The sequence below is a fragment of the Streptomyces phaeoluteigriseus genome, from assembly GCF_001896135.2.
Taxonomy (GTDB): domain Bacteria; phylum Actinomycetota; class Actinomycetes; order Streptomycetales; family Streptomycetaceae; genus Streptomyces; species Streptomyces phaeoluteigriseus.
On sequence record NZ_MPOH02000015.1, the window covers coordinates 950117 to 976063 of the forward strand.

Below are 25947 nucleotides of genomic sequence, written 5' to 3' on the forward strand. Positions count from 1 at the left end.
GTGGCGTGATCCGTTACGACGCCCTGGACGCGCTGCCCGTACGGGCCGCCCTGCCCGCGCTGCACGACGCCCTGGCCGGGCAGGGGACCGCCGTGCTGGCGGCGCCGCCCGGCACCGGGAAGACGACGCTGGTGCCGCTGGCGCTGGCCGGGCTGGTGGGCGAGGGGCCGGTGCGGCGGGTGGTCGTGGCGGAGCCGCGGCGGATCGCGGCGCGGGCGGCGGCCCGGCGGATGGCGTGGCTGCTCGGTGAGCGGACCGGGGAGAGCGTCGGGTACACGGTGCGCGGCGAGCGCGTCGTCGGGCGGCACACACGCGTGGAGGTCGTCACCACCGGTGTGCTGCTCCAGCGTCTCCAGCGCGACCAGGAGCTGACCGGGGTCGACGTGGTGGTGCTGGACGAGTGCCACGAGCGGCATCTGGACGCGGACACGGCCGCGGCCTTCCTGTGGGACGTGCGCGAGACGCTCCGCCCCGAACTGGGGCTGGTCGCCGCGTCGGCGACGACCGACACGGAGAGCTGGTCCCGGTTGCTGGGCGGTGCGCCGGTGGTCGAGGCCCACGGGTCGTCGTACGACGTCGAGGTGGTGTGGGTGCCTCCGGTCCGGCCGGTACGGCCGCCGCACGGCATGTGGGTGGATCAGGCGCTGCTCGCGCATGTCGCGTCGGTGGTGCGGCGGGCGCTGGAGGAGCGGTCGGGGGACGTGCTGTGCTTCCTGCCGGGGGTCGGGGAGATCGCACGGGTCGCGGGTTGGCTCGGGGACCTGGGCGGGGTGGACGTGCTCCAGGTGCACGGTCGGGCGCCGGCCGCGGTGCAGGACGCGGTGCTGGCTCCGGGGGAGCGTCGCCGGGTGGTCCTGGCGACGTCGGTCGCCGAGTCGTCGCTGACGGTGCCGGGCGTGCGGGTCGTCGTCGACTCGGGACTGGCGCGGGAGCCGCGGGTGGACCACGCGCGCGGGCTGAGCGCGCTGGCGACGGTTCGGGCGTCCCTCGCGGCGGGACGGCAGCGGGCCGGCCGGGCCGGGCGTGAGGCGCCGGGCACGGTGTACCGGTGCTGGGCGGAGGCGGAGAACGCCCGTCTGCCGCGTTTCCCGTCGCCGGAGATCAAGGTGGCCGATCTGACGGCGTTCGCCCTCCAGGCGGCCTGCTGGGGCGATCCCGGGGCGTCCGGGCTCGCGCTGCTGGACCCTCCGCCGGGCGGGGCGTGGCGGCGGCGGGCCGGCTGCTGAGGGCGGTCGGGGCGGTGGATGCGGCGGGCCGGGCCACGGAGCGCGGGGTGCGGCTGACGCGGGCCGGGCTGCACCCGCGGCTGGGCCGGGCGCTGCTCGACGGGGCGTCGCTGATCGGGGCGGAGCGGGCCGCGGAGGTGGTCGCGCTGCTCAGCGAGGAGGCTCCGCGGGAGTACGGCGACGACCTCGCGGCGGCCCTGCGCGCCGCCCGGCGCGGCGGGGACGCGTACGCGGGGCGCTGGCGGACGGAGGTACGGCGGCTGCGGGCCGTGGCGGCGGAGTTCTCCGGCCCGGCGGAGGGGGCCGTCGCGGGTCCTTCCGCACTGGCGCGCGAGGAGGGCCGGGTCGGTGTCGTCGCGGCCCTCGCCTTCCCGGAGCGGGTCGCCAGGGCCGACGGCGGTTCCTGCCTCATGGTGTCCGGGACGCGGGCCGAGGTGCGTGACGGGTCGGCGCTGCGCGGCGCCCCGTGGCTCGCGGTCGCCGTCGCCGACCGGCCCGTCGGCAAGGGGCACGCGCGCGTGCAGCTCGCGGCGGTCGTCGACGAGGAGGTCGCCCGGTTCGCGGCCGGCACGCTGCTCGACACCCGCGAGAAGGTCCACTGGTCCGAGGGGGACGTGGTGGCCCGGCGGGTCGAGCGGCTCGGCGCCGTGGAGCTGGCGGCGCGGCCGCTGCGGGACGCCGACGCCGGACTCGTACGGGAGGCGCTGCTCGAGGGGCTGCGGGAGGAGGGGCCGGGGTTGCTGCGGTGGTCGGCGGAGGCGCGGGTGCTGCGGCAGCGACTGGCTTTCCTGAGGGCGCGTCTCGGGGAGCCGTGGCCGGACGTCTCCGACGCGGCGCTGCACGCGCGCGTGGACGAGTGGCTGGAACCCGAGCTGAGCCGGGCCCGGCGGCGCGGCGACCTGGCGCGGATCGACGCCGGGAAGGCGCTCGCGCGGCTGCTTCCCTGGGCGTCCGGGGAGGCGGCACGGCTGGACGAGCTGGCGCCGGAGCGGATCACGGTGCCGAGCGGGTCCGGAATCCGGATCGACTACGCCGACCCCGGACAGCCGGTGCTGGCGGTGAAGCTCCAGGAGATGTTCGGGCTCCAGGAGTCGCCGCGCGTGGCGGGGGTGCCGCTGCTGGTGCACCTGCTGTCCCCCGCCGGACGGCCCGCCGCCGTGACCGCCGACCTCGCCTCCTTCTGGAAGGACGGCTACAAGGGCGTACGGGCGGAACTGCGGGGCCGCTATCCCAAGCATCCGTGGCCGGAGGACCCGGCCGGTGCCCAGCCGACCCGGCACACCAATGCGCGGCTCAGGCGGTGACCGGTTCGGCGCCGGCGGCGGGGGCCGGCTCCGGGCCGGCCGGGCGACGGCCGCGGGCCTCCAGGTACAGCGCGAGGGCGAGGAGCAGGACGCCGAGGGTGAGGAAGCCCCAGGGCAGGTAGGACGTCATCAGCAGGACCAGGGTGCGGTTGGCGCCGACCAGGTCGACGGTGTGCTCGATGTAGTCCTCGCGCATCTTCACGTGGCCGGCGAAGGCCGTCACCCTGTCGCGGTCGCCGAGGAGGGTGCCGCCGCGCAGTTCCTCCTGGTGGATCTCCTCGCCGTAGACGGGGGCGCCGGTGACGGGTTCGACCCAGAACTTTCGGACGGTGGTGTACCAGCGGGTGGTGCCGGTCCTGGCGACGGTCTCCGGGGTGATGCCGGCGACGGGCATCGTCCTGGGCATGGGGACCTGGGTCCAGGGGATGGTCTGCTCGAAGTAGTAGACCTCCAGGCCGCGGAACCTCTCGGTGCCCTTGTAGTGGATGGGGGCGGTGACACGGGCCTGCGCGTCGAAGTACTCGTAGTCGCGCTTCTCCGTGCGGAAGGGCCATTTGAACTCCAGGCCCTCGCGGCGGACGGGGGTGCCGTCGACCATCTCCCCGGTGGCGTGGACGGGTTCCTGGGTGTGGGCGTCGAAGATGTAGCGCTCGGGGATGCGGGAGACCATCTTGCCGTCGGGGCCCTGGACGTAGGACAGGCCGTCCCAGACGACGACGTCGCGGCCCGCCGTCCGTTCTATCCGCTCCGACTCCTCCACGTTGCCCTTGAGGGTCTGCACGATGGTGACCTTGGGGACGGTGCGGGCGGTCATCGTGCCGTAGTCGAGGAGGGTGGCGTTCCGCGCCTCCAGGACCATGTCCTGGTAGGCGTGGGCGGGGACCTTGGCCAGGCGCGGGAAGGCGTACCAGCGCAGCAGCGGGGACAGTGCCGCGAAGAACACGGCGAGGGCGAGCAGGATCAGGCCGGCCTTGCGGCGCATGTCGGCCTCCCTCCCGGGCGGTTACGGGTGAGCGGGCACTGTCGTCAGCAGGGGTTTCGGGGAGGTCTCGCCGGTCGGGGTGCCCAGGGCGGTGAGGGTGAGGACCAGGGCGAGCGCGAGGGCGAGGCCGGTCGCGGCGGCGATCAGGGCGCGCATACGGGCCTCCCGCGGGGGTCGGAGGTTCCACCGGAACTGATGGGTCGTCAGGTCGGGCACCGTAGCAACGGGCGAGCCAGATGAGAACACGTCGCGCACCACCGACGGCGCCCCGCTCGCGGGAGCGGGGCGCGTCGGCGGCGCCCCCGCTCGCGGGGAGCGGGGCGCCGTCGGTGGTGCGCGACGTGGTGCGGAGTCGCTGCGGGCGTGGTGGCGAGAGGCCGCCGAGGTGGATTACGAGCCGGTCGTCGTCGATTCGGACGGGCTCGGGGAGGTGCTCTCCGAAGGGGTGCCGGAGGGGGTGTCCGACGGGGTCGGCGTGGGCGACGGGGCCGCCGTCACGGTCAGTTCGACCGTGAGGGTGGCGCCGCCCTCGGTGGTGACGCGCAGCAGGAACGTGCCGGCGGTGTCGTCCGCGTACAGCTTCGGGAGCGTCAGCAGGCCGTTCGCGTCCGTGCGGAGGTCCGTCAGGGTGCGGACGGGGTTGCCGGCGGCGTCCTTGAAGTAGGGGCCCTTGTCGTTCGCGGTCGGGTCGTCGGCCGACTTCACGAGCGTGGCGGTGGCCGCGACCTTGTCCGCCGCGGCGCCCTTGTAGGTGGCCTTGACCTCGACCCGGTCGGCGAACTCGCCGCCCGCGACGCAGGTCAGGGCGGCCGAACCGGTGCGGGCCAGGGCGTCGGCGGCACGCGCGGTGACCGTGGCCGAGTAGTTCACGGCCGCGACCGTACGGCCCACGACGGTGGCGCGGACCGTGAAGGCGCCGGTCTTCTCGCCCGCCCGGAGGGTGGGGGCCGTGGCGATGCCCCGGCTGTCGGTGATGACCGCGGCCACGCTCTCGCCGCCCGTGAAGGTGGCGTCGGTGTCGCCGACGATCGTGAAGCGGACCCGGACCTTGGCGACGCCCGTACCGGCCTTGGTCTCGGTGCGGGTGCTGATCCGGTCGCCGAACGCGTCGCCCGCCATGGCGGCGAGCTTCGCCGTGCCCGCGTCCTCCAGGTGGTGGACCGAGTCGGTCGGGGTCGTCGCGGGAGGCGTGGTGGACGGCGGGGTGGTCGCCGGAGGGGGCGTGGCGGGAGGCGTGCTGGGCGGGGTCGTCCGGGGCGGCGTGGGCGACGGGGACGGGGACGGCGAGGTGGTCGTGCCGCCGCCGCTGCTCTCGTCGCTGCGGTTGTCCGGCAGGGTGCCGGTGCCGTCCGGGACCTCGTGCGTGCCCTTGCGGTAGTACTCCAGCCACGACACGACGGTGTTGTAGTAGTCCGTCGAGTTGTTGTAGCTCAGGATCGCGCTGCGCAGGCCGGCGTCGGTGGACATGTCCCAGCTGTAGCGGCACAGGTAGTGACCGGCGGCGAGCGCGGCGTCGTAGATGTTGTTGGGGTCCTTCGCGCCGTCGCCGTTGCCGTCGCGGCCCGCCCACTCCCAGGTGGACGGGATGAACTGCATGGGGCCGACGGCGCGGTCGTGCGTGGTGTCGCCGTCGAAGGCGCCGTTGTCGGTGTCGCTGATGTTGGCGAAGCCGTTGCCGTCGAGGACCGGGCCGAGGATCGCCGAGCGGGTCTTGCCGTCGGCGTCGACGTTTCCGCCGCGGGCGTGGCCGGACTCCACCTTGCCGATGGCGGCGAGGAGTTCCCAGGGCAGGTTGCAGCCGGGCTTGGACCCGGCGAGCGACGCCGCGGCCTTCTTGTAGGCGTCCAGGACGGTCGCGGGGATGCCGGCCTCCGTGCCGCCGGTGGCGACCGGACCTGTGCCGGTGCTCTGGCTCGGCGCCGGGACGGGGCTGTTCAGCGGCGGCAGGTCCGTGTAGTACGGCGAGTTGCCGGTGGCGCTCTCGTCGGCGCCGGTCGCGGAGCCGGTGCCGACGGACGGCGAGTCCGCGGCGGTGCGTCCGCCCGCGCCGTCGGCCGTGACGTCGGGTGCCTGGGAGGCGGCCAGAGCCGCGACCGCCAGTGCGGCCACGGTGGTGTTGACCGCACCCTTGCGCAGCCTGCTGCCGAATTGCGCCGACATGAAGTGAACCCCTCCCGTGGACACTCGAGCGCCCGTCTTCGTCTGTCTAGCCCGTCCCGTGGGACGCCTTGCCTCAATCGTCCCGTGCGGGACGGTCAACCGGCCGCGACGGTCGCGTTCGCGGGCGGTTTGCGCCGATCTGTTCGTTGTCCGACCGCCCCTCGTACGGCGGCGGCCCTGGCGACCCTACGACAACTTCTTTGTGACCGGCACCCGTTCGAGCACCCTGTTCACCACCCCTCCATGTGCCGTGGGGGCGCCGGAGGCATCCCGCATACTGATCGGACCGTCGATGTCCGAGCCGGCCGGTCCGGCAACACCCGCGCCGAGGAGCCTCGTTGCCGTTCACGCTGAGTCACGCGGCGGCCGTGCTGCCCGCCGTGCGCACCGACGGCACCGGCCGCGGACGCCTGGTGCCGGCCGTCCTCGTCGCCGGATCGTTCGCTCCCGACATGACCTACTACGCGGCGAGTGTCCTGTCCGAGGCGATGAAGTTCGGCGATGTCACGCACTCCTTCACCGGCGTCCTCACCGTCGACGTGCTCCTCGCCTGGGCGCTGGTGGGGCTGTGGCTGCTGGTGCGCGAGCCGCTCGTGGCGCTGCTGCCACGGGCACGGCAGGGCCGTACGGCCGTCCTGACGCGCTGCGGGGCGCCACGCGCGCGTGTCCGGCCGTCCACGGTGGCGTGGTGGTACGTCTCCGCGGTCCTCGGCGCGCTGACGCACGTCGTCTGGGACGCCTTCACCCACCTGGACCGGTGGGGCATGCGGATGTTCCCCGTCCTCGGCGAGACGATCGCGGGCTCGCCGCTGTACTGGTACCTCCAGTACGGCGGTTCGGCCGTCGCGGCGGTGGTGATCGCCACGTTCGTCACGCACGCGCTGCGCCGGACCCCCGCCTCGGAGCCGCTCGCGTGCCGGTGCTGTCGGCGCGCGACCGCTGGTGGGCCGCGGCCCTGATCGGCGGCTGCGCCCTGACCGCAGCGGCCCGCCGGGCGCTGCGCTGGTGGGAGTACTGGGGCCCGAGCGCCAAGCCGTACGAACTGATCCCCACCCTGTGCTTCGGGGCGGGGGCGGGACTGTTGCTGGGGGTCCTGCTGTACGCGTGCGGGGTGCGGATGTGGCGGCGGGCGGGAGACGGTCTGCGGCAGCGGGACGAGGTGGGGGTCGGATGAGCCGGGTGGCCCGGTTCACCACGCGCCGAACCGGTCCGCGCCCATTTCGGCGCGCGCCGCGAAAACGCTGATACGGCGTCCCGCGCGCGGCCTCCGCAGTCGGCGCAGGGCGCCGAGGGCGAGGGTCAGGTGGCCGCGGGCACGCTCGGCCCCGAGCCGCCGGACACCGGCCGGGCGGGTGAGGAGGGCGACGGCCCGGCGGCGGAGACGTACGACCGTCTCGCGCACCGCCGTGAGCGGGGTGCCGGGGACGCGGGACGTGGCCGCGCCGGGCGCGAGGGCGGGCAGCGGTCGCCGGTGGGGCGTCCCGTCGTGGCCGGCCGGCGTTTCGGCGGTGGCCGCGGAGTGGACGCGTACAGGGGCCTTCCGGCGGTGAGGCAGGCGTATACCCATGGCCGCATCCTGGCGGGCGCGGACCCGCGAGGGCGCCTTCTCGGGGGCCACGCGGGTGAGGGCCCTCCGGGGGATGGTACGCGGGGTGACGGGGCAGGGTGAGCGACCCGGTGCGTGCCGCGGTGGGAGCGGCACGGGAGCCGCGCGGCGGGCTCCGGGCGGGGATGCGCCGGGCTCCGGCTCCGCGCGGAGACGCTCGGGCTCCGCGCGGAGAAGGGAAAGGGGACCCCGCCGCTGCCGGCGGGGTCCCTTCGGGTCCGTTGGGCTCTGCCCGGGGCTAGTGGGCTGCCGACTCCCAGTCGGGGCCCGCGCCCACCGAGACGTCCAGGGGGGCCCTGAGCTGCACCGCGCCGGCCATCTCGCGGCGGAGCAGTTCCTCCACGGCCGCCCGCTCGCCGGGAGCGATCTCCAGCACGATCTCGTCGTGGACCTGGAGGAGCATCCGGGACGTGAGGCCCGCCTTCTGCAGGGCCGCGTCCACCTTGAGCATGGCGATCTTCACGATGTCCGCCGCAGTGCCCTGGATGGGCGCGTTGAGGGCCATGCGCTCGGCCGCCTCGCGGCGCTGACGGTTGTCGCTGTTGAGGTCGGGGAGGTAGCGGCGGCGCCCGAACAGCGTCGCCGTGTAGCCCGTCGCCCGTGCCTCCTCGACCGCCCGGCGCAGATAGTCCCGTACGCCACCGAAGCGCTCGAAGTAGGCGTCCATCAGGGCGCGGGCCTCCCCCGCCTCGATGTTCAGCTGCTGGGACAGACCGAAAGCCGACAGCCCGTACGCCAGTCCGTACGACATCGCCTTGATCTTGCGGCGCATCTCCGCGTCCACGGCGTCCCGCTCGACGCCGAAGACCTGGGAGGCGGCCGTGGTGTGCAGGTCCTCGCCGGAGGTGAAGGCCTCGATGAGGCCCGCGTCCTCGGAGAGGTGCGCCATCACCCGCAGTTCGATCTGGCTGTAGTCGGCCGTCATCAAGGACTCGAAGCCCTCGCCGACGACGAACCCGCGCCGGATCGCCCGGCCCTCGTCGGTACGGACCGGGATGTTCTGGAGGTTCGGGTCCGTGGACGACAGGCGGCCGGTCGCGGCGACCGTCTGGTTGAACGTGGTGTGGATACGGCCGTCGGCGGCGATCGTCTTGATCAGGCCCTCGACGGTGACGCGGAGTTTGGCCTGCTCACGGTGCCGGAGCATGATCACCGGCAGTTCGTTGTCCGTCTGGGCGGCGAGCCAGGCCAGGGCGTCGGCGTCCGTCGTGTAACCGGTCTTGGTCTTCTTCGTCTTCGGCAGGCCCAGCTCGCCGAAGAGGACCTCCTGGAGCTGCTTGGGCGAGCCGAGGTTGAACTCGTGCCCGGCGGCGGCGTGCGCCTCCTTCACGGCCTGTTGGACGGCGCCCGCGAACATCTGCTCCATGGCCTCCAGATGGGCCCGGTCGGCCGCGATGCCGTGCCGCTCCAGGCGGGCGAGGAGGGCGGAGGTGGGCAGCTCCATGTCCTGGAGCAGATCCGCCGCGCCGACCTCCTCCAGCCGGCCCCGGAAGGCCTCGCCGAGGTCGAGGATCGCGCGGGCCTGCACCATCAGGGCGTCGGCCTCGGCGCTGTCGTCCGAGCCGAAGGCGAGCTGACCGTCGGCCGCGGCGGCGGGGCCAGCTCCCGGCCCAGGTACTCCAGCGACAGCGCGTCCAGGTCGAAGGAGCGGCGGCCCGGCTTGACCAGGTAGGCGGCCAGGGCGGTGTCCATGGAGACACCGGCGACGCTCCAGCCGTGCTCGGCGAAGACCCGCATGGCGCCCTTGGCGTTGTGCAGGACCTTGGGGCGGTCCTCGGCGGCCAGCCAGGCGGCCCACGTGTTCTCGTCGGTCTCGTCCAGCTCCGACGGGTCGAACCAGGCGGCCGGTCCGCCCGCCGCGGCGAGCGCGACCTCGGCGACCGAGCCGGTGCCCAGGCCCCAGGTGTCGACGGTGGCCACGCCGAGGGGCTCGGCGCCGTGCTCGGTGAGCCAGCCGGTCAGCTCGCCCGTGCCCAGCACCGTGCCGTCCAGCGCGACGCCGGGTGCGACGACCGGGGCCGCCTCGGCCTCCTGTGCGCCCGGGTCGACGGCGAGCAGCCGCTCGCGCAGCGACGGGTTCCGGATCTCCAGGGTGTCCAGGATCATCGCCACGGCCGTGCGGTCGTACGGGACGCGCTCGAGGTCGAGGACGGTGCCGGGCAGTTCCACGGTGCGGACCATCTCCGTCAGACGGCGGTTGAGCTTGACGGACTCCAGATGGTCGCGGAGGTTCTGCCCGGCCTTGCCCTTGACCTCGTCGACCCGCTCGACCAGGTCCGCGAACGAACCGAACTGGTTGATCCACTTCGCGGCCGTCTTCTCGCCGACGCCCGGGATGCCCGGCAGGTTGTCGGACGGGTCGCCGCGCAGGGCCGCGAAGTCGGGGTACTGGGCGGGCGTCAGGCCGTACTTCTCGACGACCTTCTCCGGGGTGAAGCGGGTCAGCTCGGAGACGCCCTTCGTGGGATACAGCACCGTCGTGTGCTCGCTGACGAGCTGGAAGGAGTCGCGGTCGCCGGTGACGATCAGCACCTCGAAGCCCTCGGCCTCGGCCTGGGTGGCGAGTGTGGCGATCACGTCGTCGGCCTCGAAGCCGTCGATCGCGAACCGTGACACGTGCATCGCGTCGAGCAGCTCACCGATCAGCTCGACCTGCCCCTTGAACTCGTCCGGGGTCTTGGAGCGGTTCGCCTTGTACTCGGTGAACTCCTCGGAGCGCCAGGTCTTGCGGGAGACGTCGAAGGCCACCGCGAAGTGCGTCGGCGCTTCGTCACGCAGGGTGTTGGCCAGCATCGACGCGAAGCCGTAGATCGCGTTCGTCGGCTGGCCGGTCGCGGTGGTGAAGTTCTCCGCGGGCAGCGCGAAGAACGCGCGGTAGGCCAACGAGTGCCCGTCCATGAGCATCAGGCGGGGCCGCTCGGCGCCGGAGGTGTTCTCGGTCTTCTTCGATGCTGTTTCTGCCACGCCCCCGATCCTGCCACGCCCCACTGACACTCCGATCCACGTGTGCCTCGGGCGACTGTGCGGAGCCTCGGGACGGTACGCCGTGCACGGCGTGTGAACACCCCCGCTCGGGCGACGCCCGCAGAGGCCGCACGCCGGGGCCGGGACGGCGCGCCTGGGCCGGGGCCGGGACAGGGCACGGCCGGGCACGGCCGGGTCCGCGGGACCTGCGGGCGCGAGGCGGGACGCAGTGCGGGCGGCACGGGCAGCACAGAGAAGCCCGCAGCGGCAGTCGTGCGCCGGCCCTTCAGCGGGGCGTCGCCGCCGGGCCCCGACCGAAGCGCGACGGCGGCAGCTTCTTCGCAACCGCTCCCGGCTCGGCCGGTCACCCCGGCAGCCCGTCACGCACGGAGCACCGGGCGCCTGGACGCCCAGTCCGTCTCCACGCCCACGGCAGCCCGCACCACCCCCGCAGGCTCCCCACGTCCAGGTCACGGTGGGCCGCCCGCCGGTTTCCGCCAGGTCTCCGGCCGCATCGGCAGCTCGTCACGCAGCAGGCGCTTATCGCCCGCCCCCCCCCCCCGCAACCATTGCTCCCGGCTCCCGGCCGTCCGCGCATCCTTCCTGTCGGTGGCGCGTGCGAGGATCGATGGGAGTGGTCACCCGTGTCAGTGAAGGAGCGCCGCGATGGCAACGAAGCCGCCCAAGGCCGACCCGGTTCAGGACGCGCCGCAGGTCGTCGAGCCGAAGCACGCGGCGGCGGGGCTGCCGGCCATCGGGCACACCTTGCGGATCGCGCAGCGGCAGATGGGTGTGAAGCGGACCGCGCTGACGTTGCTGCGCGTCAATCAGAAGGACGGCTTCGACTGTCCGGGCTGCGCCTGGCCGGAGCCCGAGCACCGGCACGCGGCGGAGTTCTGTGAGAACGGCGCGAAGGCGGTGGCCGAGGAGGCCACCCTGCGCCGCGTCACTCCGGAGTTCTTCGCCGCGCACCCGGTCGCCGACCTGGGCAACAGGAGCGGCTACTGGCTGGGCCAGCAGGGGCGGCTCACGCACCCGATGTACCTGCCCGAGGGCGGCGAGCACTACGAGCCGGTCTCCTGGGAACGTGCCTTCGACATCGTCGCCGAGGAGATGGCCGCCCTGGCCTCCCCCGACGAGGCCGTGTTCTACACCTCGGGCCGCACGAGCAACGAAGCCGCGTTCCTGTACCAGCTGTTCGCGCGCGAGTGGGGCACCAACAACCTGCCCGACTGCTCCAACATGTGTCACGAGTCGTCCGGTTCGGCCCTCATGGAGACCATCGGCGTCGGCAAGGGCAGCGTCCTGCTGGAGGACCTCTACGAGGCCGACCTGATCATCGTCGCCGGGCAGAACCCGGGCACCAACCATCCGCGCATGCTCTCCGCCCTGGAGAAGGCCAAGGCCAACGGCGCGCGGATCATGAGCGTGAACCCGCTGCCCGAGGCGGGCCTGGAGCGCTTCAAGAACCCGCAGACCCCGCAGGGCATGCTCAAGGGCGCCGCCCTCACCGATCTGTTCCTCCAGATCCGCATCGGCGGCGACCAGGCCCTGTTCCGTCTCCTCAACAAGCTGATCCTCGAGACGGAGGGCGCAGTCGACGAGACGTTCGTCGCCGACCACACCCACGGCTACCAGGAGTTCGCCGCGGCCGCCCGCGCCGCCGACTGGGACCGGACGCTCGCCGCGACGGGACTCACGCCCGCCGAGATCGAAGAGGCCCTGCGCATGGTGCTCGCCTCGCAGCGCACCGTCGTGTGCTGGGCGATGGGGCTCACCCAGCACAAGCACTCCGTGGCGACCATCCGCGAGGTGGTCAACTTCCTGCTGCTGCGCGGCAACATCGGCCGTCCGGGCGCGGGCGTGTGCCCGGTGCGCGGTCATTCGAACGTGCAGGGCGACCGCACCATGGGCATCTTCGAGCGCCCGGCACCGGCCTTCCTGGACGCCCTGGAGCGGGAGTTCGGCTTCGCCCCGCCGCGCGAGCACGGCTTCGACGTCGTACGGGCGATCCGGGCGCTGCGCGACGGTGAGGCGAAGGTCTTCTTCGCCATGGGCGGCAACTTCGTGTCCGCCTCCCCCGACACGGAGGTCACCGAGGCGGCCATGCGGCGGGCCCGGCTGACCGTGCACGTGTCGACGAAGCTCAACCGGTCGCATGTCGTCACGGGCGCGCGTGCCCTGATCCTGCCGACGCTCGGCCGTACCGAGCGCGATGTGCAGGACGGCGGTGAGCAGTTCGTGACCGTCGAGGACTCCATGGGCATGGTGCACGCCTCCCGGGGCCGGCTGGAGCCCGCGGGCGGGCGGTTGCTGTCGGAGCCGGCCATCGTGTGCCGGCTGGCGCGCCGGGTGCTGGGCGCGGACAGCCGGGTGCCGTGGGAGGAGTTCGAGAAGGACTACGCGACGATCCGGGACCGCATCGCGCGCGTGATCCCCGGTTTCGAGGACTTCAACGCGCGCGTGGCGCACCCTGGCGGTTTCACGCTGCCGCACGCCCCGCGCGACGAGCGCCGCTTCCCCACGGCCACCGGCAAGGCCAACTTCACGGCCGCGCCGGTCGAGTTCCCGGAGCTGCCCGCCGGTCGCCTGCTGTTGCAGACGCTGCGCTCGCACGACCAGTACAACACCACGATCTACGGTCTGGACGACCGTTATCGGGGCATCAGGAACGGCCGCCGGGTCGTCCTCGTCAATCCCGAGGACGCCGGCACGCTCGGCCTGGCCGACGGTTCGTACGTGGATCTGGTCGGCGAGTGGCGGGACGGGGTGGAGCGGCGGGCGCCCGGCTTCCGGGTGGTGCTCTACCCGACGGCTCGGGGCTGCGCGGCGGCGTACTACCCGGAGACCAACGTCCTGGTGCCGCTGGATGCCACCGCGGACACCAGCAACACCCCGGCCAGCAAGTCCGTCGTCGTCCGTCTGGAACAATCGGCGACCGACTGAGCGTTTGCTCAGTCGGCACGGTCACCGTACCGGTCACGGTCACGCCACTGGTCACGACGAACGGAGCAGGTCCCGATGGGCGAGCAGCAGCACGTGAAGTTCCCGCAAGAGGTCATCGACGAGTACGCGGCGCTCGGCGTCGATCTGCGCGCCCTCTTCTCGGCCGGGCACCTGGGCACCCGCATGGGGGTGCAGATCGTCGAGGCGTCCGCGGAGCGGGTCGTCGGCACGATGCCGGTCGAGGGCAACACCCAGCCCTACGGACTGCTGCACGGCGGCGCCTCGGCGGTGCTCGCGGAGACCCTCGGTTCGGTCGGCGCCATGCTGCACGGCGGCAGCTCCAAGATCGCCGTCGGCGTCGACCTGAACTGCACCCACCACCGCGGCGCCCGCTCCGGCCTGGTCACCGGCGTGGCCACGCCCGTGCACCGGGGCCGGTCCACGGCGACGTACGAGATCGTGATCAGCGACGAGGCGGGGAAGCGGGTGTGCACCGCGCGACTGACGTGCCTGCTGCGGGACATGAACCCCGGCGACGCCGCGCCGGCCGCGAGCTGAGGTCACCGACAGCCCCTCCGCCGACCGCGGTCCGGCCCGTCACCCACCCCCCGTTGCCCACCGGCGCCTTGGCGGCCTAGCGTCGGGGCATGGCAACGGGAGGGCCCCTCTGGCCGGGTGCGGCGCGACGCTTACGCGCGGCACGACGGCCGGGGGCGGCGCGACGGACCGCAACAGAACGTCGGCCCCGGGCCGCGCTGCGGCTGGGAACCGCCCTCGGGGCGGGTGTGCTGGTGGCGGCCTGCGCCGGCGCGGGCGGCGGCTCGGCGGGTGCGCGGAGCACTCCGTCGCCCACCGTCACTCCCCCCGAGGTGCTGTGCGCCCGGATCGTCGCCCACTGGTCGCGCGAGGTGCTGGAGGGCGGCACGTACGGGGACTACCAGTCGATGGGGCTGTCCAACGGCCAGTACGACATCCTGCGGTCGGTCGTGGACGCCGCGCGGGCCGCGAAGAAGCATGAAGGCGCCCGCGCCGCGGACGAGTTGGTCGACCGTCAGTCGCGCGAGGGCTGTGCTTCCCGGTACCGCTCCGGCGGCCCGGGCGGGGGTCCGTGGCAGTGAGCGGCGGCGTCGGCCCGGTCGAGCCGGGCGAGGGCACGCGCGCGTGGGAGGCCGAGGACGCCCCGGAAACCGGCGCTCCGCGCGGCCGGACGGCCTTGCGCCACGGGTGCCACGGATTTCACGGGTGGCACGGATTCCATGGGTGCCTCGGATTCCACGGATTCCACGGGTGTGACGGGCGGCGCCGCCGGGCCCTACTCGGAGCACTGGCGGCCGCCCTCCTCCTGACCGCCGGCGCACTGCTCTGGGCGGCGTGGCCTCAGGAGCGTCAACAGGCCGCGCCGCAGCCACGGTTCCCTTCACAGGTCGTCGAAGTCGAGTATCTGGGGCCGCTGTCGGTGCCGCCGGGCACCCGGCCGCGGACGTTCGCACTGGAAGTGCTGCTCCGTGTGGAGTCGGGTCCGCCCGTCACGGCGACGCGGCTGGCGCAGCCGTACGCCGGGATCTTCCTGACGTCGGCGCCGCGGACACCTTTCCGCACCACGGCGGGTTCCGCGCGCAAGATCGTCATCACGATGCATGTGACGGATTGCGAAAATGTGCCGACGGACGCCGGGCTGCCTTTCCTGGACGTAACGCTGCGTAATGCGCGCGCAATACAGGTCCACAGTTTCATCCTTGGCTCCCGCTATGCCCAGGACCTGTCCCAGGCCCTACAAGTCGCCTGTAGCAACGAATCCGGTAATCACCAAAACGCTTGAGACGCCTGGAGTCACCAGGGCCCGTCCTGCGGATTCTCAGCATGCGGACAGGGCGAATCAGTCTGAATTCCCCGGTTCCACCCCCTCAGTACCGCTCTGCATTACCTCGTGTCATAACAAGAGAGTCACATCATGGGCCAGAGCCTCCTCCGCGTTACCTTCACCCGTTTAGAGTCACGGCCAGTCACCGCGCAGCTGGAATACCCCTTCGGCCACAGCGCTCGACTCGGCCTCTTCCAGGGGGGAGGGCCGCCCAGGGAAAGGACTGGAACGTGCGTCAACGTTCACTTATCGCCATCACCGCCGCGCTGTCCGCGGGAGCACTCACCCTCACCGCCTGCGGCTCGCGCGACAGTGACGACAAGGGCTCCGACAGCGGCGGCACCACCGTCACCATCGGCGTCGACGCCCCGCTGACCGGCGACCTGTCCGCGCTGGGCCTCGGCATCAAGAACTCTGTCGACCTTGCCGCCAAGACGGCCAACAAGGAAAAGTTCGTCGAAGGCGTCACCTTCAAGATCGAGGCACTCGACGACCAGGCGCAGCCCTCCTCGGGCCAGCAGAACGCCACCAAGCTGGTCGCCGACAAGTCCGTCCTCGGCGTGGTCGGCCCGCTGAACTCCTCCGTCGCCGAGTCGATGCAGAAGGTCTTCGACGACGCCAAGCTGGTCGAGGTCTCCCCGGCGAACACCAACCCGGCGCTCACCCAGGGCACCGACTGGCAGAACTCGAAGAAGCGCGTCTACAACTCGTACTTCCGCACCGCGACCACGGACGCCGTGCAGGGCCCGTTCGCCGCCCAGTACCTGTTCAACGACGCGAAGAAGAAGAAGGTCTTCGTCATCGACGACAAGAAGACCTACGGCGCCGGCCTGGCCGCCACCTTCACCGAGGAGTTCAAGAAGCTCGGCGGCGCGGTCGCGGGCACCGAGCACATCAACCCGGACAGCAAGGACTTCTCGGCCATCGCCACGAAGGTCAAGAACTCCGGCGCCGACGTCGTCTACTACGGCGGCGAGTACCCGCAGGCCGGTCCGCTGAGCAAGCAGATCAAGGCCGCGGGCGCCAAGATCCCGGTGGTCGGCGGCGACGGCATCTACAGCGCCGACTTCATCAAGCTGGCCGGCGCCAGCGCCGCCGGCGACCTGGCCACCTCGGTCGCGCGCCGGTCGAGGAACTGCCCTCCGCCAAGGAGTTCGTGGCCAACTACAAGGCCGAGAACTACAAGGAGGCCTACGAGGCCTACGGCGGCTACTCCTACGACTCGGCCTGGGCGATCATCGAGGCCGTGAAGAAGGTCGTCGACGACAACGACGGCAAGCTTCCGGACGACGCCCGCGCCAAGGTCACCGCCGCCATGCAGAACGTCTCCTTCGACGGTGTGACCGGCAAGGTCTCCTTCGACGAGTTCGGTGACGCCACCAACAAGCAGCTCACCGTGTACGCCGTCGAGAACGGTGCCTGGAAGCCGGTCAAGTCCGGCACCTACACCGGCTGACCCACCCGCATCACCTGAGCCGCGCGGGCGCTGTTCCACTGGCGCCCGCGCGGACTCACATCCAGACACATCCGTCGAAATCATCCGAACGTCTCGGAGGACATGCGGTGAACGAACTGCCGCAGCAGCTGGTCAACGGCCTGCTACTGGGATCCATGTACGGGCTGGTCGCCATTGGCTACACGATGGTCTACGGCATCGTCCAGCTCATCAACTTCGCCCACGGCGAGATCTTCATGACGGGCGCCTTCGGGGCTCTCTCCGTCTACCTCTGGGTACTGCCCAACGGCACGACCATGTGGATCGCCCTGCCGCTCATGCTCATCGGCGCCATGCTGGTCGCCTCACTCGTCGCCGTCGGAGCGGAACGGTTCGCCTACCGCCCGCTGCGCGGCGCACCCCGGCTCGCCCCCCTCATCACCGCCATCGGCCTCTCCCTCGCCCTGCAGCAGGCGGTATGGGCCTGGTACCCGGAGGCCACGTCGGCCCGCACCTTCCCCCAGATCGAGGGCGGCCCCTTCCACATCGGCGACGTCACGATCCAGACCGGTGACGTCTTCCTCCTCGCCGCCGCCCCCATCAGCATGGGCGTCCTCGCCTACTTCGTCATGAAGACGCGTACCGGACGCGGCATGCAGGCCACCGCGCAGGACCCGGACACCGCCAAGCTCATGGGCGTCAACACCGACCGCATCATCGTGGTCGCCTTCGCCCTCGGCGCCGCCTTCGCCGCCGTCGGCGGTGTCGCCTACGGCCTCAAGTACGGCCAGATCGACTACCGCATGGGCTTCATCCTCGGCCTCAAGGCCTTCACCGCAGCGGTCCTCGGCGGCATCGGCAACATCTACGGCGCCATGATCGGCGGCGTCGTCCTCGGCATCGCCGAGACCCTCGCCACCGCCTACATCGCCGACATCCCCGGCATGGACCAGTTCGGCAGCCAGTCCTGGGCAGACGTCTGGGCCTTCGTACTTCTCATCCTCGTACTGCTGTTCAGGCCACAGGGCCTGCTCGGCGAGCGCGTCGCGGACAGGGCGTGACACCGATGACCACACAGACCACCGCACCCGGGATCCCGAGCACGCCCGCCTCCGGGCCGGCCACCGGCCTCATCGGCATCCCGCCGCACCTCGGCCGCGCCCTCGCCACCGGCGGCGGCGCCCTCACCGTCGTCTCCGCCTTCCTCGCCTGGACCTGGACGTCCGCCTTCCCCGGCGACCTCACCGTCTACGGCTACCCCGGCGGCCTCCAGGTGCTCGCCCTCATCGGCGGCGCCCTCACCACACTCCTGTGCCTGTCCTCCTACGGCGTGAAGGGGCTGCGCTGGCTCACCCCCGCCGGCGCCGACGGCGCGATCAAGTTCGCCGCCCTCGCCACCTTCGCCACCGTCTGGTACACGGTCCTGGCGATCACCGTCGACCTCGGCGGCGTCGTCAACCTGGAGCCCGGCGGCTTCGTCGCCGCCATCGCCTCGCTGGCCGGTCTCCTCGGCGCTCTCGCCCTCCCCTTCGAGCGGCCCGAGCGCGAACCCCACGACCCGGACGACACCGGCTGGGAACTGTTCCGCCACCGCCTGCGCACCGGCGGGGACATCGCCAAGGCAGCCTTCGCCGGCGGCACCGCCCGCCCGGTCGGCACCCTGCCCTCCTACGCCGAGATCCTGATCATCGTCGCCGTCCTCGGCCTCGGCCTCACCGTCTTCACCTACGGCATCGGCACCGAGTACGACGAACTCTTCATCGGCTTCCTGATCATGGCCGCCTTCGGCTTCGCCGCGCTCAACAAGGCCGGGCTCGTCAGCCAGGCGTCCCAGATCACCGCCCGGCACCAGAACATCACCATCTGCGGCGCCTTCGTCGCGGCGGCGATGTTCCCCTTCACCCAGACCGACGACCAGTACGCCACCGTCGGTGTCTACATCCTGATCTTCGGCACCGTCGCCCTCGGCCTCAACATCGTCGTCGGCCTCGCCGGTCTGCTCGACCTCGGATACGTGGCCTTCCTCGGTGTCGGCGCCTACGCCGCCGCCCTGGTCTCCGGCTCCCCCAGCTCGCCCTTCGACGTGCACTTCCCGTTCTGGGCCGCGGTCCTGGTCGGCGCCGGTGCCTCGCTCGTCTTCGGCGTCCTCATCGGTGCCCCGACCCTCCGGCTGCGCGGCGACTACCTCGCCATCGTCACCCTCGGCTTCGGCGAGATATTCCGCATCACCGCGAACAACCTCGACGGCACCTCGGGACCCGATCTCACCAACGGCTCCAACGGCATCTCCTCCATCCCGAACCTCAACATCCTCGGGTTCGACTTCGGAGCCGAGCACGCCATCGCCGGCTTCACCATCGGCCGGTTCGCCAACTACTTCTTCCTGATGCTCCTCATCACCGCCGTCGTCGTCCTGGTCTTCCGGCGCAGCGGCGACTCGCGCATCGGCCGCGCCTGGGTCGCCATCCGTGAGGACGAGACCGCCGCCCTGGCCATGGGCATCAACGGCTTCCGCGTCAAGCTCATCGCCTTCGCCGTCGGCGCCTCGCTCGCCGGTCTGGCCGGCACCGTCCAGGCCCACGTCACCTACACCGTGACGCCCGAGCAGTACCTGTTCGCCGGCCCCATCCCGCCCAACTCGGCCTTCCTGCTCGCCGCGGTCGTCCTCGGCGGCATGGGCACCATCAGCGGACCCCTCATCGGCGCGGCACTGCTCTTCCTCATCCCCAACAAGCTCCAGTTCCTCGGCGACTACCAGCTCTTCGCCTTCGGTCTCGCACTCATCCTGCTGATGCGCTTCCGCCCTGAGGGCCTCATCCCCAACCGGCGCCGCCAGCTCGAGTTCCACGAGGACGCGGAAGCACCCACCGTCCTCACGAAGGCAGGGGCCTGACCACGATGACCACCACCGACACCACCACCAAGACGGCACCTGTCGGCGAGACCGTCCTCGACGCCCGCGGTGTGACCATGCGCTTCGGCGGCCTCACCGCCGTCCGCGACGTGAACCTCACCGTCAACCGCGGCGAGATCGTCGGTCTGATCGGCCCCAACGGCGCCGGCAAGACCACCTTCTTCAACTGCCTCACCGGCCTCTACATCCCCACCGAGGGAGAGGTCCGCTTCAAGGACAAGGTCCTGCCGCCGCAGTCCTTCAAGGTCACCGCCGCCGGCATCGCCCGCACCTTCCAGAACATCCGCCTGTTCGCCAACATGACGGTCCTGGAGAACGTGCTCGTCGGCCGGCACACGCGCACCAAGGAAGGCTTCTGGTCGGCCATCCTGCGCGGCCCCGGCTTCCACAGGGCCGAGGCGGCCTCCCGGGAACGTGCCATGGAACTCCTGGAGTTCGTCGGCCTCGAGAGCAAGGCCGACCACCTGGCCCGCAACCTCCCCTACGGCGAACAGCGCAAGCTGGAGATCGCCCGGGCCCTGGCCAGCGAGCCCGACCTGCTCCTCCTCGACGAGCCGACCGCCGGCATGAACCCGCAGGAGACGCGGGTGACCGAGGAACTCGTCTTCGCCATCCGCGACCAGGGCATCGCCATCCTGGTCATCGAGCACGACATGCGATTCATCTTCAACCTGTGCGACCGCGTCGCCGTCCTCGTCCAGGGCGAGAAGCTCCTCGAGGGCGACAGCGCCACCGTCCAGGGCGACGAGCGCGTCATCGCCGCCTACCTCGGCGAGCCCTTCGAGGGAGCGCCCGGCGCCGAGGAGGTCGCCGAGGTCGAGGCCGCCGAGGCGCAGGCCGAGACCACGACGGACGCCGCGCCCGGCAAGGAGAACGACCGATGACCGCACTGCTCGAAGTCGAGGACCTCCGGGTCGCCTACGGCAAGATCGAGGCCGTCAAGGGCATCTCGTTCAAGGTCGAGGCCGGCGAGGTCGTCACCCTGATCGGCACCAACGGCGCCGGCAAGACCACCACGCTGCGGACCCTGTCCGGACTGCTCAAGCCGGTCGGCGGCCAGATCAAGTTCAACGGCCGCTCGCTGAAGAAGATCCCCGCCCACAACATCGTCTCGCTCGGACTCGCCCACTCCCCCGAGGGGCGGCACATCTTCCCGCGCATGACGATCGAGGACAACCTGCGGCTCGGCGCGTTCCTGCGCAACGACAAGGCGGGCATCGAGAAGGACATCCAGCGCGCCTACGACCTCTTCGCCATCCTGGGTGAACGTCGCAAGCAGGCCGCGGGCACCCTCTCCGGCGGTGAGCAGCAGATGCTGGCGATGGGCCGCGCGCTCATGTCCCAGCCGAAGCTGCTGATGCTGGACGAGCCGTCGATGGGTCTGTCCCCGATCATGATGCAGAAGATCATGGCGACCATCGTGGAGCTGAAGGCCCAGGGCACGACGATCCTGCTCGTCGAGCAGAACGCCCAGGCGGCGCTGTCCCTGGCCGACCACGGCCATGTCATGGAGATCGGCAAGATCGTGCTCTCGGGCACGGGCCGGGACCTCCTGCACGACGAGTCCGTCCGCAAGGCGTACCTCGGCGAGGACTGAGCCCCACCCCCTACGACGAGGCCCGCGCCCCCGGTCGAACCCGGTCGAACCGGGGGCGCGGGCCTCGTCGTAGGTTCTGGGGTCGGCTAACCCTTGGACGCCTTCTTCTCGTCGGCGTCCTGGATCACGGCCTCGGCGACCTGCTGCATCGACATCCGCCGGTCCATGGACGTCTTCTGGATCCACCGGAACGCGGCAGGCTCGGTCAGTCCGTACTCGGTCTGCAGGATCGACTTCGCCCGGTCGACGAGCTTGCGGGTCTCCAGGCGCAGGGTGAGGTCCGCGACCTCGTTCTCCAGCTCGCGCAGCTCCGTGAAACGGGAGACGGCCATCTCGATCGCCGGGACGACGTCGCTCTTGCTGAAGGGCTTCACCAGGTAGGCCATGGCACCGGCGTCACGGGCGCGCTCGACGAGGTCGCGCTGGGAGAAGGCGGTGAGCATGAGGACGGGCGCGATGCGCTCCTCGGCGATCTTCTCGGCGGCGGAGATGCCGTCCAGCTTGGGCATCTTGACGTCGAGGATGACCAGGTCGGGCTTGTGCTCACGAGCGAGTTCGACGGCCTGCTCGCCGTCACCGGCCTCGCCGACGACGCTGTAGCCCTCCTCCTCCAGCATCTCTTTGAGGTCGAGGCGGATCAGCGCCTCGTCCTCGGCGATGACGACACGGGTCGTCAGCGGAGGCACGTGCGACTTGTCGTCGTCGGGCGCGTCTACGGGCTGGGGCGACTCGGGGGCGGTCACGGGGGCTCCTTGTTACGGGCAGGGGTACAGCTGACAAGAGCCTACCTAGCTGCGGTAAGGTGGGGGCGCGGAGGGGCAAGGGAAACCTTGGATTCCGCGAGCCCCGGTAGCCCAATTGGCAGCAGGCAATGGATTCAAAACCCATACAGTGTCGGTTCGAGTCCGACCCGGGGCACTTTTCCTTGGATTCCAAGGTTGCCCTTTAGAAGCGGATGCTCTCGTTCTCGTGAACATCCGCTTTTCTGCTGGGCGTCGCGGCGATCACTCGGACACTGTGGGCGCATGTACGACGCTCGCATTCCCACCTACTGGGCCCACCTCTTCCCTCAGCACGGCCCCGGCAAGAAGCACGAGCGTCTCATCGCCCTCGAACCCTGGCAGCAGACCATCGTCGACGCCCACCGTTGGGCATGGACATCCACGTAGGCCCCAAGCGCTGAGCACCCCTACTGCGGACTGTCGTCCTCCCCGATGTGGTGCACGCGGACCAGGTTCGTGGAGCCCGACACGCCTGGAGGCGAACCGGCCGTGATCACCACCACGTCACCCTTCCGGCAGCGGCCGTACCTGAGCAGCAGTTCGTCCACCTGGTCGACCATCGCGTCCGTCGAGTCGACATGCGGGCCGAGGAAGGTCTCCACGCCCCAGCTCAGGTTCAGCTGGGAGCGGGTCGCCGGTTCCGGGGTGAAGGCGAGAAGGGGGATCGGGGAGCGGTAGCGGGACAGCCGGCGGGCGGTGTCGCCGGACTGGGTGAAGGCGACCAGGAACTTCGCGCCCAGGAAGTCGCCGATCTCCGCGGCCGCCCTGGCGACGGCGCCGCCCTGGGTGCGGGGCTTGTTGCGTTCGGTGAGGGGCGGGAGGCCGGCCGCGAGGATGTTCTCCTCGGCCGCCTCGACGATCTTCGCCATGGTGCGGACGGTCTCCACCGCGTACTTGCCGACGCTGGTCTCGCCGGAGAGCATCACCGCGTCGGTGCCGTCGATCACCGCGTTGGCGACGTCGGAGGCCTCCGCGCGGGTGGGGCGGGAGTTGTCGATCATCGAGTCGAGCATCTGGGTGGCGACGATCACCGGCTTGGCGTTCCGCCTGGCCAGCTTGATGGCGCGCTTCTGGACGATCGGGACCTGCTCCAGCGGCATCTCGACGCCGAGGTCGCCGCGGGCCACCATGATCCCGTCGAAGGCGGCGACGATGTCGTCGATGTTCTCGACCGCCTGCGGCTTCTCGACCTTGGCGATGACGGGCAGCCGGCGGCCCTCCTCGTCCATGATCCGGTGGACGTCCAGGATGTCCCGGCCGCCGCGGACGAAGGAGAGGGCGATGACGTCGAAGCCGGTGCGCAGGGCCCAGCGCAGGTCCTCCTCGTCCTTCTTGGACAGGGCGGGCACCGAGACCGCGACTCCGGGCAGGTTCAGGCCCTTGTGGTCGGAGATGACGCCGCCTTCGAGGACGCGGGTGTGGACGCGCGGGCCGTCGACCTCGGTGACCTCCAGGCACACCTTGCCGTCGTCGACGAGGATGCGCTCGCCGGCCGAGACGTCCTCGGCGAGTCCGGCGTACGTCGTCCCGCAGATGTGGCGGTCGCCCGGCACGCCTTCCTCGACGGTGACGGTGAAGGCGTCGCCGCGTTCGAGGAGTACGGGTCCTTCCGCGAAGTGGCCGAGGCGGATCTTCGGACCCTGAAGGTCGGCGAGGGCGCCGACGCTGCGGCCGCTCTCGTCGGAGGCCTTGCGTACGTGGCGGTATCGCTCCTCGTGCTCGGCGTGGCCGCCGTGGCTGAGGTTGAAGCGGGCGATGTCCATTCCGGCTTCGACCAGGGATTTGATCCGGTCGTAGGAGTCGGTGGCGGGGCCCAGGGTGCAGACGATTTTCGCTCGGCGCATGAATCGAGCCTAGGGCTTACCGGGCGGTAGCGAATTGGGAGGACATGGCGGCTCAACAACCTTTGGATGAAGGGCCGTTGACAAGTGCCGCATTGTGCGTCCGGCGGCTCCCACGGGCATCCGTACAGCGGCGTGAATTCCCCGAACGGGTGAATTCGCGGGCCGGGTGGGGATCGCGCCTTGCGGTTTCGGGCCGACGGGCTCCGGCGGTACGCCCTCCGCGAGGGCGGCGGGCCAGCTGTGCGTCGGGGGGCCGAGGGCGCCCTCGGTGCCGTGAGCGGCGGGTGTGGCTGACGCCCCGGTCTGGTGGTGCTTGCCTGGGTATGGGAGCGGTGCCGCACGGCTCCGGTCACCAGATCGAAACCTCTGGGGACTGTTGCCGTTTGCCATGGCCGGGTCAGAATCTACGCGCGTTCGTTTGCGCGCGTCCCTTGTCTACGCGCGTCATTGGTCGTTCCCGAGGAGCACAGCATGCCGTTGAACCGCCGGAAGTTCCTGAAGAAGTCCGCCGTGACCGGGGCGGGGGTGGCGATCGCGGGCGCTGTCGCGGCGCCGGCGGCGCAGGCGGCGGAGCCCGGGAAGCCGACCAGGCCGGCCAAGCGGTACTCGCTGACCGTGCTGGGCACGACGGACCTGCACGGGCACGTCTTCAACTGGGACTACTTCAAGGACGCCGAGTACACGGACGCCCAGGGCAACGCGCAGGGCCTGGCGCGCGTCTCGACCCTGGTGAACAGGATCCGCGAGGAGAAGGGCCGGGAGAACACGCTGCTCCTGGACGCCGGCGACACGATCCAGGGCACGCCGCTGACGTACTACTACGCCAAGGTCGACCCGATCACCGCCAAGGGCGGTCCGGTGCACCCGATGGCGCAGGCGATGAACGCGATCGGGTACGACGCGGTGGCGCTCGGCAACCACGAGTTCAACTACGGCATCGAGACGCTCCGCAAGTTCGAGGAGCAGTGCGACTTCCCGCTGCTCGGGGCGAACGCGCTCGACGCCAGGACGCTGAAGCCGGCCTTCCCGCCGTACTTCATGAAGACGTTCCGCGTGAAGGGCGCGCCGCCGGTGAAGGTGGCGGTGCTGGGCCTGACCAACCCGGGCATCGCGATCTGGGACAAGGCGTACGTGCAGGGGAAGCTGACCTTCCCGGGCCTGGAGGAGCAGGCGGCGAAGTGGGTGCCGAAGCTGCGGTCGATGGGCGCGGACGTCGTCGTCGTGTCGGCGCACTCGGGCTCCTCGGGCACGTCGTCGTACGGTGACCAGCTGCCGTACGTCGAGAACTCGGCGGCGCTGGTGGCGCAGCAGGTGCCGGGGATCGACGCGATCCTGGTCGGGCACGCGCACGTGGAGATCCCGGAGCTGAAGGTCGTCAACGCGAAGACCGGGAAGACGGTCGTGCTGTCGGAGCCGCTGGCCTACGCGGAGCGTCTGTCGCTGTTCGACATCGAGCTGGTCTTCGCCAGGGGCCGCTGGAGCGTCGAGTCGGTGGCGGCGTCGGTGGTGAACTCCAACACGGTCGCCGACGACCCGAAGATCACCAAGCTGCTGTCCGACGAGCACGCCAAGGTCGTCGCGTACGTCAACCAGGTGGTCGGCACCGCGACCGAGACGCTGACCACGGTCGAGGCCCGCTACAAGGACGCCCCGATCATCGACCTGATCACCAAGGTCCAGGAGGATGTGGTGAGGGAGGCCCTGGCGGGCACGTCGTACGCGTCGCTGCCGGTGATCGCGCAGGCCTCGCCGTTCTCGCGGACCTCGCAGATCCCGGCGGGCGAGGTGACGATCCGGGACCTGTCGAGCCTGTACGTGTACGACAACACGCTGGTCGCGAAGCTGATGACGGGCGTCCAGCTGCGGGCGTACCTGGAGTACTCGGCGGCGTACTTCGTGCAGACGGCGGCGGACGCGGTCGTGGACGTGGCGAAGCTGACGAACGCCGGTGGCCGTCCGGACTACAACTACGACTACGTCTCGGGGCTGTCGTACGACATCGACATCGCGCAGCCGGCCGGGTCGCGGATCAAGAACCTGGCGTACGACGGGGCGCCGCTGGACGACGCCCGGCAGTTCGTGCTGGCGGTGAACAACTACCGGGCCAACGGTGGTGGCGCCTTCCCGCACGTGGCGTCGGCGCAGGAGCTGTGGGCGGAGTCGACGGAGATCCGGACGCGGATCGCGGAGTGGGTGACGGCGAAGGGTGTGCTGGACCCGAAGGACTTCGCGTCGGTGGACTGGAAGCTGACGCGGAACGGTACGCCGGTGTTCTAGGCGTGGGTGCCGAGGGACGGTGGGGAGGGTCTTCCACCGGTCCCTTTCC

At 71.3% G+C, this 25947-nt stretch carries 15 protein-coding genes, 1 tRNA gene and 5 pseudogenes; 14 read left to right on the forward strand and 7 right to left on the reverse strand.

Annotated features, from left to right (window positions below; all coding sequences use genetic code 11):
* The first annotated feature begins 5 nt into the window (after positions 1-5).
* Positions 6-2530: pseudogene (hrpB, locus tag BM536_RS22270) on the forward strand (ATP-dependent helicase HrpB).
* Here hrpB and pgfA read toward each other — a convergent pair.
* The 3 genes from pgfA to BM536_RS22280 all read right to left on the reverse strand — a co-directional run bounded on the left by pgfA (position 2520) and on the right by BM536_RS22280 (position 5672).
* Positions 2520-3512: a cell envelope lipid trafficking protein PgfA gene (gene pgfA / locus BM536_RS22275; protein WP_073500143.1), complete on the reverse strand. Its 993-nt coding sequence runs from the start codon at positions 3510-3512 to the stop codon at positions 2520-2522. The pseudogene hrpB and the gene pgfA sit on opposite strands and share 11 nt — an antisense overlap.
* Positions 3513-3533: 21 nt before the next feature.
* Positions 3534-3668 carry an SPW_0924 family protein gene (locus BM536_RS39670; protein ID WP_107439618.1) on the reverse strand — a complete coding sequence of 45 codons (135 nt, stop codon included), beginning with the start codon at positions 3666-3668 and terminating at the stop codon, positions 3534-3536.
* A 234-nt stretch (positions 3669-3902) separates the two neighbouring features.
* Positions 3903-5672 (reverse strand): lytic transglycosylase domain-containing protein, encoded by a 1770-nt coding sequence (locus BM536_RS22280; protein WP_073497604.1) that lies wholly within the window; start codon positions 5670-5672, stop codon positions 3903-3905.
* A 338-nt stretch (positions 5673-6010) separates the two neighbouring features.
* On the opposite strand from BM536_RS22280, the pseudogene BM536_RS22285 reads away from it, so the two are divergent.
* Positions 6011-6846 (forward strand): annotated as a pseudogene (locus BM536_RS22285) (DUF4184 family protein).
* A gap of 15 nt (positions 6847-6861) precedes the next feature.
* Here BM536_RS22285 and BM536_RS22290 read toward each other — a convergent pair.
* Together BM536_RS22290 and polA are read right to left on the reverse strand one after the other, a co-directional pair.
* Complete coding sequence (locus BM536_RS22290) at positions 6862-7239, reverse strand: hypothetical protein (protein ID WP_143650952.1); 378 nt, start codon at positions 7237-7239, stop codon at positions 6862-6864.
* Positions 7240-7516: 277 nt separating this feature from the next.
* A pseudogene (polA, locus tag BM536_RS22295) lies at positions 7517-10242 on the reverse strand (DNA polymerase I).
* A 666-nt stretch (positions 10243-10908) separates the two neighbouring features.
* Here polA and BM536_RS22300 point away from each other — a divergent pair.
* The 9 genes and pseudogenes from BM536_RS22300 (at position 10909) to BM536_RS22340 (ending at position 20995) form a co-directional block, all read left to right on the forward strand.
* Positions 10909-13188: an FdhF/YdeP family oxidoreductase gene (locus tag BM536_RS22300; RefSeq protein WP_073497602.1), complete on the forward strand. Its 2280-nt coding sequence runs from the start codon at positions 10909-10911 to the stop codon at positions 13186-13188.
* A 75-nt stretch (positions 13189-13263) separates the two neighbouring features.
* Complete coding sequence (locus tag BM536_RS22305; protein WP_073497600.1) at positions 13264-13746, forward strand: PaaI family thioesterase; 483 nt, start codon at positions 13264-13266, stop codon at positions 13744-13746.
* Between the two features lie 230 nt (positions 13747-13976).
* Complete coding sequence (locus tag BM536_RS22310; protein ID WP_425444669.1) at positions 13977-14306, forward strand: hypothetical protein; 330 nt, start codon at positions 13977-13979, stop codon at positions 14304-14306.
* Positions 14303-15007, forward strand: coding sequence for a Tat pathway signal sequence domain protein (locus BM536_RS22315; protein WP_073497598.1), 705 nt, complete (start codon positions 14303-14305; stop codon positions 15005-15007). The genes BM536_RS22310 and BM536_RS22315 overlap by 4 nt, the downstream gene beginning before the upstream one ends.
* Positions 15008-15279: 272 nt before the next feature.
* Positions 15280-16505, forward strand: a pseudogene (locus BM536_RS22320) (branched-chain amino acid ABC transporter substrate-binding protein).
* A 107-nt stretch (positions 16506-16612) separates the two neighbouring features.
* The gene (locus BM536_RS22325; RefSeq protein WP_073497596.1) at positions 16613-17545 is read left to right on the forward strand and encodes a branched-chain amino acid ABC transporter permease; all 933 of its coding nucleotides are present in this window, start codon (positions 16613-16615) and stop codon (positions 17543-17545) included.
* Between the two features lie 5 nt (positions 17546-17550).
* Complete coding sequence (locus BM536_RS22330) at positions 17551-19377, forward strand: branched-chain amino acid ABC transporter permease (RefSeq protein ID WP_073497594.1); 1827 nt, start codon at positions 17551-17553, stop codon at positions 19375-19377.
* A 5-nt stretch (positions 19378-19382) separates the two neighbouring features.
* A complete protein-coding gene (locus BM536_RS22335) occupies positions 19383-20282 on the forward strand; it encodes an ABC transporter ATP-binding protein (protein ID WP_073497593.1) in 900 nt (299 codons plus the stop codon).
* The gene (locus tag BM536_RS22340; protein WP_073497591.1) at positions 20279-20995 is read left to right on the forward strand and encodes an ABC transporter ATP-binding protein; all 717 of its coding nucleotides are present in this window, start codon (positions 20279-20281) and stop codon (positions 20993-20995) included. The genes BM536_RS22335 and BM536_RS22340 overlap by 4 nt, the downstream gene beginning before the upstream one ends.
* An 86-nt stretch (positions 20996-21081) precedes the next feature.
* On the opposite strand, the gene BM536_RS22345 is transcribed toward BM536_RS22340, so the two are convergent.
* The gene (locus BM536_RS22345) at positions 21082-21738 is read right to left on the reverse strand and encodes an ANTAR domain-containing response regulator (protein WP_073499424.1); all 657 of its coding nucleotides are present in this window, start codon (positions 21736-21738) and stop codon (positions 21082-21084) included.
* A gap of 100 nt (positions 21739-21838) precedes the next feature.
* On the opposite strand from BM536_RS22345, the gene BM536_RS22350 reads away from it, so the two are divergent.
* A tRNA-Leu gene (locus BM536_RS22350) sits at positions 21839-21913 on the forward strand.
* 134 nt (positions 21914-22047) lie between these two features.
* Positions 22048-22146, forward strand: a pseudogene (locus BM536_RS39675) (transcriptional regulator); the annotation flags it as partial.
* A gap of 38 nt (positions 22147-22184) precedes the next feature.
* Here the strand turns inward: BM536_RS39675 and pyk are convergent.
* A complete protein-coding gene (gene pyk, locus BM536_RS22355) occupies positions 22185-23621 on the reverse strand; it encodes a pyruvate kinase (RefSeq protein ID WP_073499422.1) in 1437 nt (478 codons plus the stop codon).
* 471 nt (positions 23622-24092) lie between these two features.
* Between pyk and BM536_RS22360 the strand changes: the two genes are divergently transcribed.
* Complete coding sequence (locus BM536_RS22360) at positions 24093-25898, forward strand: bifunctional metallophosphatase/5'-nucleotidase (protein WP_073499420.1); 1806 nt, start codon at positions 24093-24095, stop codon at positions 25896-25898.
* Positions 25899-25947 lie beyond the last annotated feature (49 nt).